Source organism: Paracoccus sphaerophysae (assembly GCF_000763805.1).
Lineage (GTDB): Bacteria > Pseudomonadota > Alphaproteobacteria > Rhodobacterales > Rhodobacteraceae > Paracoccus > Paracoccus sphaerophysae.
Genome location: NZ_JRKS01000090.1, coordinates 1 through 8,753, shown reverse-complemented (window position 1 = coordinate 8,753; position 8,753 = coordinate 1). Strand labels below are relative to the sequence as shown.

Annotated in this window: 8 protein-coding genes; 6 read left to right on the top strand and 2 right to left on the bottom strand. The window is 67.4% G+C overall.

What is annotated here, in order from left to right:
• A partial coding sequence (locus tag IC63_RS15670; protein ID WP_232222645.1) for a paraquat-inducible protein A occupies window positions 1-786 on the bottom strand: 786 nt, incomplete at its 3' end.
• Between the two features lie 118 nt (window positions 787-904).
• On the opposite strand from IC63_RS15670, the gene IC63_RS15665 reads away from it, so the two are divergent.
• The 6 genes from IC63_RS15665 to IC63_RS15640 all read left to right on the top strand — a co-directional run bounded on the left by IC63_RS15665 (window position 905) and on the right by IC63_RS15640 (window position 8,350).
• Window positions 905-2,497 (top strand): GMC family oxidoreductase, encoded by a 1,593-nt coding sequence (locus IC63_RS15665; protein WP_036722175.1) that lies wholly within the window; start codon window positions 905-907, stop codon window positions 2,495-2,497.
• A gap of 79 nt (window positions 2,498-2,576) precedes the next feature.
• A complete protein-coding gene (locus IC63_RS15660) occupies window positions 2,577-3,344 on the top strand; it encodes a flagellar motor protein MotB (protein WP_036722174.1) in 768 nt (255 codons plus the stop codon).
• Window positions 3,345-3,428: 84 nt separating this feature from the next.
• Entirely contained in the window at window positions 3,429-4,745 is a 1,317-nt protein-coding gene (locus IC63_RS15655; protein ID WP_036722171.1) for a flagellar hook protein FlgE, read from the top strand.
• A gap of 37 nt (window positions 4,746-4,782) precedes the next feature.
• Window positions 4,783-6,243: a flagellar hook-associated protein FlgK gene (gene flgK, locus IC63_RS15650; RefSeq protein WP_036722169.1), complete on the top strand. Its 1,461-nt coding sequence runs from the start codon at window positions 4,783-4,785 to the stop codon at window positions 6,241-6,243.
• A complete protein-coding gene (locus tag IC63_RS15645; protein WP_036722167.1) occupies window positions 6,240-7,253 on the top strand; it encodes a flagellin N-terminal helical domain-containing protein in 1,014 nt (337 codons plus the stop codon). Before flgK ends, IC63_RS15645 begins: the two co-directional genes overlap by 4 nt.
• Window positions 7,250-8,350: a flagellar basal body P-ring protein FlgI gene (locus tag IC63_RS15640; protein WP_036722165.1), complete on the top strand. Its 1,101-nt coding sequence runs from the start codon at window positions 7,250-7,252 to the stop codon at window positions 8,348-8,350. Before IC63_RS15645 ends, IC63_RS15640 begins: the two co-directional genes overlap by 4 nt.
• Before the next feature lie 87 nt (window positions 8,351-8,437).
• On the opposite strand, the gene IC63_RS15635 is transcribed toward IC63_RS15640, so the two are convergent.
• Window positions 8,438-8,753 (bottom strand): integrase core domain-containing protein (locus IC63_RS15635; protein ID WP_036722163.1); only part of this gene is annotated, 316 nt, incomplete at its 5' end.

Here is an 8,753-nt window from a genome sequence, read left to right as displayed (position 1 = left end):
GATGGGGGCGGCGCCGGGCGCGCCCGGGCCTTCGACCGCGGCGCGGCGGGCTGCGGCGGCCTCGGGGTCGGGCACGACCTCTCGGCCGTCGACGAAGGCGCCGCGATCCTCGAGCGTGTCCCAGATGGTGGTCGCACAGGTGAACACGTCGCTGGCCGCGCTGACAACGATCAGCGCGCAGAACGCCCAGAAGGCCGGCCCCAGGCTGACATTGGCCAGCCCAGCGACCTTGACCAGCGCAACCGAGGTGCCGATCACGAAGATCTCGGCCATCGACCAGGGCCGCAGCAGCTCGGACAGGCGGAAGGCGTCGCCGGCATGGGGGGCGGGGCGGCCCTGGCCGCGCATCGGCAGCAGCACATAGACCAGCAGCGCCGCCCGCAGCACCGGCAGCCCGACGATGAAGGCCAGCACCGCCACCGTCAGCGGCATCAGCCAGCCCTGCGAAAACGCCAGCGCCACCCCGAACAGCGAGGTGGCGTTGCCCATCCCCATGCGCGAGATTTCCAGGAACGGAAAGAACACCGCCGCGAACATCAGCACCATCGAGGTCACCGACAGCGCCACGATCTGGGTGAAGGCGCCCTCGCGCGGGCGGGCCAGCACCAGGTGGCAGCGCACGCAGCGGGCGGTCTCGCCGGGGTTGAGCTCGGCATCCAGATGCAGCGTGTCGCAGCGCGGACAGGCGATCAGCCCCGCGCCGGTGGTGATGTCGTAATGCCCCGCCTCGATCATGCCGCCGAAGATAAGCCAGCCGGCCGGGCACGCAAGCCGCGGCGCGGTCACGGCGCGCGCAAGAAATGTTGCACCGCCGCAATCCGCCGCGAGACCCGACGGGCGGCGGCGGCACCCGCTTGCCGCCCGCCCCGCGCCTGCCTAGCATCGCCGCCCAGGGGGATACCGCATGCGCCATGATGTCATCATCGCCGGGGCCGGCAGCGCCGGCTGCGTCCTGGCCGCCCGGCTGTCCGGGGATCCGCGGCTGAACGTCCTGCTGATCGAGGCCGGGGGCCGCGACGACTATCCCTGGATCCACATCCCGATCGGCTATCTCTACTGCATCGGCAACCCGCGCACCGACTGGATGTACCGGACCGCGCCCGATCCCGGCCTGCACGGCCGACAGCTGCTGTATCCGCGCGGGCGGGTGCTGGGCGGGTGCAGCTCGATCAACGGCATGCTGTATGTCCGCGGCCAGGCCGCCGATTATGACGGCTGGCGGCAGATGGGCTGCACCGGCTGGGGTTGGGACGACGTCCAGCCGCTGTTCCTCAAGTCCGAGGATTACTTCGACGGCCCGTCCGACCATCACGGCGCTGGCGGCCCGTGGCGGATCGAGCGCCAGCGGCTGCGCTGGGACATCCTCGACGACTGGTCCCGCGCCGCCGAGGCCGAGGGCATCCCCTGCGTCGAGGATTTCAACACCGGCGACAACGAGGGCGTCGGCTATTTCAAGGTCAGCCAGAAGAACGGCTTCAGGATGTCGGCGGCGCGCGCCTTCCTGCGCCCCGCGATGCGGCGGCCGAACCTGACCGTGCTCACCCACCGGCAGGTGCGCCGGGTGGTGTTCGAGGGCAACCGCGCCGTGGGGCTGGAGCTGTTCGCCGACGGCGCCGCCGAGATCGTGCGCGGGCGCGAGATCGTGCTGTCGGCGGGCGCCATCGGCTCGCCCCAGATCCTGCAGCTGTCCGGGATCGGCCCGGGCGCGCTGCTGCAGGAGATGGGCATCCCCGTCCTGCGCGATGCCGCGGTGGGCGAAAACCTGCAGGACCACCTGCAGCTGCGCTGCGCCTGGAAGGTGTCCGAGGGCCGCACGCTGAACCAGCTGGCGCGGCGCTGGTGGGGCAAGGGGATGATCGGCGCCGAATACCTGCTGCGCCGGACCGGCCCGATGAGCATGGCGCCCAGCCAGCTTGGCGCCTTTGCGCGGTCCTCGCCCGACGTGGCGACGCCGGACCTGGAATGGCACGTCCAGCCGCTGAGCCTCGAGGCGTTCGGCAAGCCGCTGCACGATTTCCCGGCGATCACGGCCAGCGTCTGCCACCTGCGGCCGGAAAGCCGCGGCCATGTGCGGATCACCTCGCCCGACCCGCTGCGGGCGCCCGAGATCGCCCCGAACTACCTGTCGACGCCGGGGGACCGGCTGGTCGCCGCCCGCGCCATCCGCCGCACCCGCGCGATCATGGCGAACCCGGTGATGGCCCGCTATCGGCCCGAGGAATTCAAGCCCGGCGTGGCCTACCAGACCGACACCGAACTGGCCCACGCCGCGGGCGAGGTCGGCTCGACCATCTTCCACCCGGTCGGCACCGCCCGGATGGGCGCCGATGACGGCTCGGTCGTGGACCCGCGGCTGCGGGTGCGCGGGATCGAGGGGCTGCGGGTCGCGGATGCGTCGGTCATGCCGCGAATCACCTCGGGCAACACCAATGCGCCGACGATCATGATCGCCGAAAAGGCGGCGCTGATGATTGCCGAGGATATGCGGGGCATTTGATCCGTTAACCGCCCCGCAAGGGCCTGTCTGCTATGTCTGTTTCCGGTGGGAAACGAATTTAGGCGGAACGGGGGCCCGGATGGCAGGTGGCAAGGGCGCTTCGCCCATCATCATCAAGCGGATCGAAGGCGGCGGCGAGGCCGGCCATCACGGCGGCGCATGGAAGGTCGCCTATGCGGACTTCGTGACCGCCATGATGGCGTTCTTCCTGCTGATGTGGCTGCTGAACGCGACCACCGAAAAGCAGCGGCAGGGCCTCGCGGATTACTTCGACCCGACGATCATCCAGTCTCCGGCCCAGGGGTCCGAGGGGCTGGACGGCGGCGACGCGCCGGACGCGGCGGATCAGCAATCGACGGAACGCGGCGCCACCAGCGACGCGCAGCTGGAAGAACTCGCCCGGCATCTTCAGGACCAGCTGACCGGCAGCGGCGCCGAATCGATGCAGCGGGTGAACCTGCTGCGCCACGTGGTGACGCGGGTCACCGACGAGGGGCTGGTGATCGAACTGGGCGATGTCGTGGACGAACCTCTGTTTGTCGGCGAAACCGCCGAGCCGACCGCGGTGATGCGTGAGCTGACCGGCATCCTGGCCACGGTCCTGGGCCGCGCGCGCAACCGAATCGCCATTGCGGGCCATGTCCGCGGCTTTCCCCAGATGATGATCGAAAACCCGGTCTGGCCGCTGTCCGACAGGCGCGCCCATGCGACGCGCGAGTTGCTCGAGGCCGGCCGGCTGGACGAGCGCCGGGTGCAGCGCGTGACCGCCTATGGCGACAAGAAGCCAAGAAATTCCAACGTGATGGACCCGGCCAACAACCGGATCGAAGTGATTTTACTCAGATAGAACTGGCGCGGGGGCGGGCGTTAGCCGGAAATTAAGCCCTCGTGTGCAAGCTGACCGCAGCAACGACTCAACCAGGATGATCAGATGTCGATTTCCTCGTCCCTCAATGCCGGTGTCGCCGGTCTTGCCGCAAACGCGACGCGGTTGGCCAGCATCTCGGACAACATCGCCAACTCGGGGACCTACGGTTACAAGCGCGTGAACACCGAATTCGAAAGCATGGTGATCAACCAGGCGCGCGGGGCGGGGGTCTACTCTGCCGGCGGGGTCCGGGCGCAGACCTCGCGCATCATCGACGAAAAGGGGGCGCTGGTTTCGTCCTCGCATCCGCTCGATCTCGCGATCTCGGGGCGCGGCATGCTGCCGGTGATGCCCTCGGTGCTGCTGGATGTGGGCATGGGCGACCGGCCGATGATGATGACCTCGACCGGCTCGTTCCGTCCCGATGCCGAAGGTGTGCTGCGCACCGACTCGGGACTGGTGCTGATGGGATGGCCGGCGAACTCGGACGGGACGATCCCGGTCAATACCCGTGACGCGGTCGGCGGGCTGCGCCCCGTGGTTCTGAACGCCAACCAGACCTCGGCCGACCCGACGACGCGGATGACGCTGGGCATCAACCTGCCTGCCGCATCGACCAAGGCGGGGGCGACCGCTACGCCCGAAACCACCGCGATCGAATATTTCGGCAACCTGGGCAGTTCGGAAAACCTGTTCATCACCTTCACCCCGACTGCGCCGACCGGCGCCTTGCCGTCCAACACCTGGACCATGGAAATCCGCGACTCGGCGATGGACCCCGCGTCCAATGTCATCGGCAGCTATGAGCTGGTGTTCGACGACAGCCAGACGCAGGGCGGCACGCTGTCCTCGGTGACGACGCTCACCGGCGGCGCCTATGATCCGGCGACGGGCAACCTGTCGCTGTCGGTCCAGGGCGGCCCGATGATCGTGAACATCGGCGGCCTGGGCGACCCGAACGGGCTGACCCAACTGGACGACAGCTTCGCGCCGACGAACATCGCCAAGGACGGCTCTCCCGTCGGCAACCTGACCACGGTCGAGGTCGACGAAAACGGCATGCTGCGGGCCACCTACGACACCGGGTTCATCCGCACGATCTATCAGATTCCGCTGGTGGACGTGCCCAACCCGAACGGTCTCATTGCGCTGAACAACCAGACCTATCAGGTGTCGCCCAACTCGGGGTCGTTCTTCCTGTGGGACGCGGGCGACGGACCGACGGGATCGGTGGTGGGTTATGCCCGCGAAGGATCGACCACGGACGTCGCGGCCGAACTGACCGACCTGATCCAGACCCAGCGCGCCTATTCGTCGAACGCCAAGGTCATCCAGACCGTCGATGAGATGCTGCAGGAAACCACCAACATCAAGCGCTGATCAGCAGGAGGCCGCGGTTACCCCCGCGGGATAGACAATGAGCCTGTCCAATGCCCTGTCCAACGCAGTTTCGGGGATCGTCGCGGCCTCGCGCGGCACCGAGGTCGTGGCCTCCAACCTCTCCAACGCGCTCACGCCGGGTTACGCCCGGCGCGAATTGCAGCTGTCGACCCGGCCCTATATCGCCGCGGGCGGGGGCGTTCATGTCGATGGCGTCACCCGTTCGGTGCGAACCTCAGTCCTGGCGCAAAGCCGGATTTCGTCGGCGGAAACGGCGCGCGCTCAGACGCTGGCGGATTTCCACAAGCAGATATCGGACAGCCACGGCGTTCCCGGCGAGCCGGGGGCCTTGGCAACGCTGCTCAGCGATTTCGACGTCGCGCTGACGGCGGCGGCGGCGCGCCCGGAAAACGAAACCGGCCTGTCCCGCGTGGTGACGACGGCCCAGTCCCTCGCGCGCGGATATAACAGCCTAGGGACGCAACTGCAGGATGCGCGCACGCGGGCAGATCAGGCCATCGCCTCGGACGTCCGAGATCTCAACGAAGGTCTGGCGCGCATCGTCGAGCTCAATCGCCAGATCACCGTCCAGCTCGCGACCGGCGACGACGCGAACGCCCTGATGGATTCGCGCCAGCAGATCGTCGATCGGCTGTCGCAGATCGTGCCGGTCCAGGAAATGCCCCGTGACGGCGGGCGGATCGCCCTGTTCACGACCTCGGGCGGTGTCCTGCTCGACGGCTTCAAGCCGGCCGAATTCGACTTCACGCCGTCGGGGAAGCTCGGACCGGGGATGAGCGTTGGCACGCCGCCCGTCGGCGTCGTGTCGATGAACGGCGTGGAGCTGGCGGGCGGCAAGATGGGGATCCTCTCCGGCGGCCGGCTGGACGCCAACTTCAGGATCCGGGACGTCGAGGCGCCCGCGGCGCAGGCCCGCCTGGATGCCGCGGCCCGTGATCTTTACGAGCGTTGCGCCGATCCATCCGTCGATGCGACCAAGCCCGCGACCGCGGCGGGCCTTTTCACCGACGGCGGAGGGGCACTGGATCCTGCGAACGAAGCCGGACTGGCTCAACGCCTGTCGTTCAACGCGCTGGCCGATCCGGCCAAAGGTGGGGCGTTGTGGCGCTTGCGGGACGGGCTCGGGGCGACCACCAGCGGCCCGGCCGGCAATTCGGCGCTGCTCGACAATCTGCGCAATATCCTCGCCGACGCGCGGCTGCCGTCCTCCGCGGGAATAAGCGGCATCGAACGCAGCGCCGCGGTGATGGTGGCCGATGTGACATCGACCGCGGCGATCCAGCGTGTCGACGCCGAGTCGTTGCTGAGCGGAGCCTCGGCCCAGTCGAATACCTACGAAACGATGCTTCGCCAGGACGGTGTCGACAGCGACCGTGAGATGGAAAGCCTTCTCGCCTTGGAACGCGCCTATGCTGCGAACGCGAAAGTGCTGCAGACCGTCGACGACATGATCCAGACAATCCTGAGGCTGACATGAGCGGGTTCAACTCCATAGGCGATCTGTCACGCTTCGTGCAGATGCGGCAGGCCAACAGTCTGCTGAAATCGCGGCTTACCGTTTTGTCGCAAGAGGCCGCGAGCGGCCTCAAGGCGGATGTTCCGGCTGCCACCGGCGGCGACATGGGGCGACTGGCGCAGGTCCAGACCCGCCTTGCGCTGATCGAAACCTACAATCGAAACGCCTCGCTCGCCCAAAGCGAGATGGCGGGCATGCAGACCGCCCTGGATGCGATCGGATCGATCGCAACGGCGCGTGGTCCTGAATTCCAGAGCGCGGTAACGATCGCCGACGATGATTCGCTGAATGTCAAATCTCTGCAGGCAGGGCAGGATTTTCATGCCGTGGTGCGGATGCTGAATGTCGATGTCGGCGGCCGCTTCATCCTGTCAGGCAGCGTGACCACCAATCCGCCTTTGGCCACCGCGACGGAAATCATGGGGCTGGCCAAGGCCCAAGTGGCGGGATTGTCTGATCCCCAGGCGATCGCCACGGCGCTGGACGACTGGTTTGAGTCGGATGCGCCTGGGGGATTTGCTGCGGCCGCGTATCGTGGCAACCAGGACGCGACGACCAGCGGTGTATCGGGTGAAACCACCGTCGCGAACCACGTGACTGCCCTCGATCCGGCGTTCCGCGCTGCCCTCAAGGGCTTGGCGATGGCCGCACTGGCGAACGATCCGGACCTCGCGCTGTCGCGCGTGGACAAGGCGCAGCTCATCTCCGAGGCAGGAATGCGCATGAGCGGCGCAAGCAATGCGGTAACCGGCGTTCAGGCGAAGGTGGGCATGAGCCAGCAGATCGTCGAAAACGCGGTCGCGCGCAATTCGGCGGAACGAACGGCACTCTCGATCGCGCGCGGCGAAATTCTGGCGGCCGATCCGTACGAGACCGCGTCGGCACTGACCCAGACCGAGACCAGCCTGCAAAACCTGTATGCGCTGACAGCGAGGCTGTCACGCCTGTCACTGGAGGACTATATCCGATGAGGGTTGCTCGGCTCCTCGTTCTCCTTGCGCTGCTGCCGTGCGTTGCCTTCGCTGCCCCGGTGCGGATCAAGGACCTCGCGACAATCGATGGCGTGCGGGGCAACGATCTGGTCGGCTACGGTCTTGTCGTCGGGCTGAACGGCTCCGGAGACAGCGTCAGGAACGCGCCCTACACCGAAGAAATGCTGGGCGGCCTGCTTGAGCGCCTGGGCGTCAACGTCACGAACGAAAGCTTCCGGCCCAAGAACGTCGCCGCGGTGATGGTCACCGGGACGCTGCCACCCTTTGCCCGGGCGGGCAGCCAGATCGACGTCAGCGTGGCGGCCATCGGGGACGCGAAAAGCCTGCTCGGCGGCACGCTGATCATGACGCCGCTGAATGCCGCGGATGGAGAGGTCTATGCCGTGGCCCAGGGCTCGATCATCGCGGGGGGAGTGGCCGCAGAAGGCGAGGCTGCGTCCGTCGTGCAGGGGGTGCCCACGTCGGGGACGATCCCGTCGGGCGCGCGGGTCGAGCGCGAGGTCGACTTCGATTTCTCGCAGATGTCCAGTTTCCGGATTGCGTTGCGAACCGCCGACTTTACGACCGCTGCGCGGATGGAAAAGGCGATCAACGACGATCTGGGCTCCGGCGTGGCGACCTTGATGGACGCCGCGACGATCTCGATCGATTCGGCCAGCATGGGGCAGGTTAATCCCGCGCGCCTGGTGGGCCGCATCGAGAATATCGAGATTGAACCGGAAAGCCGGGCGCGTGTCGTGGTGGACCACAAGTCCGGCACGATCGTGATGGGCAGTGACGTCCGCATCTCGCGCGTGGCGGTGTCGCAGGGCAACCTCACGCTGCGCGTGCGGGAAACGCCGATGGTGTCGCAGCCGAACCCGTTCTCTCCGGGAGAGACCGTCGTGGTGCCGCGAACCGACGCAGACATCACCCAGGAACCGGGCATCGGCTTTGCCGAGGTGAGCGGGGAATCGTCGCTGTCGGACGTGGTCGCGGGCTTGAATGCTCTGGGAGTCCGGCCGCGCGAGCTGATCGATATCCTGAAGGCCATTCACGCGGCCGGCGCCCTGCACGCAGAGTTCGTGGTCAACTGACCGTGGGCCGTCTCGGAGGCGACCATGCGGCCGCCGACCGGGGCAGCTTGGCGCGCGCAGACTTGGGGCTGACCTGCCACTGAACTTTCATCCAACGGCGACCGGAGCCCGGTTTTTGTTTACGCCTGTTGGCGCGGGTTGAGCAATCGCCCGGCGCGCGGAGCTTTCATCTCGCGCAGCGGGGCGGGCGATTGCGGGGTTCAGGTTCGCGGCAAACCCTACAGGGGTCTGGTAGCCCAAGGCCGAGTGGGGCCTTTCGGTGTTATAGTCGGTGACCCAGGCAGCGATCAGGTCACGGGCATGGGCGATGTTGCGGAACAGGGCCTCGTTCAGAAGCTCGTCCCGCATCCTGCCGTTGAAGCTTTCGACGAACCCGTTCTGCATCGGCTTGCCCGGCGCAATG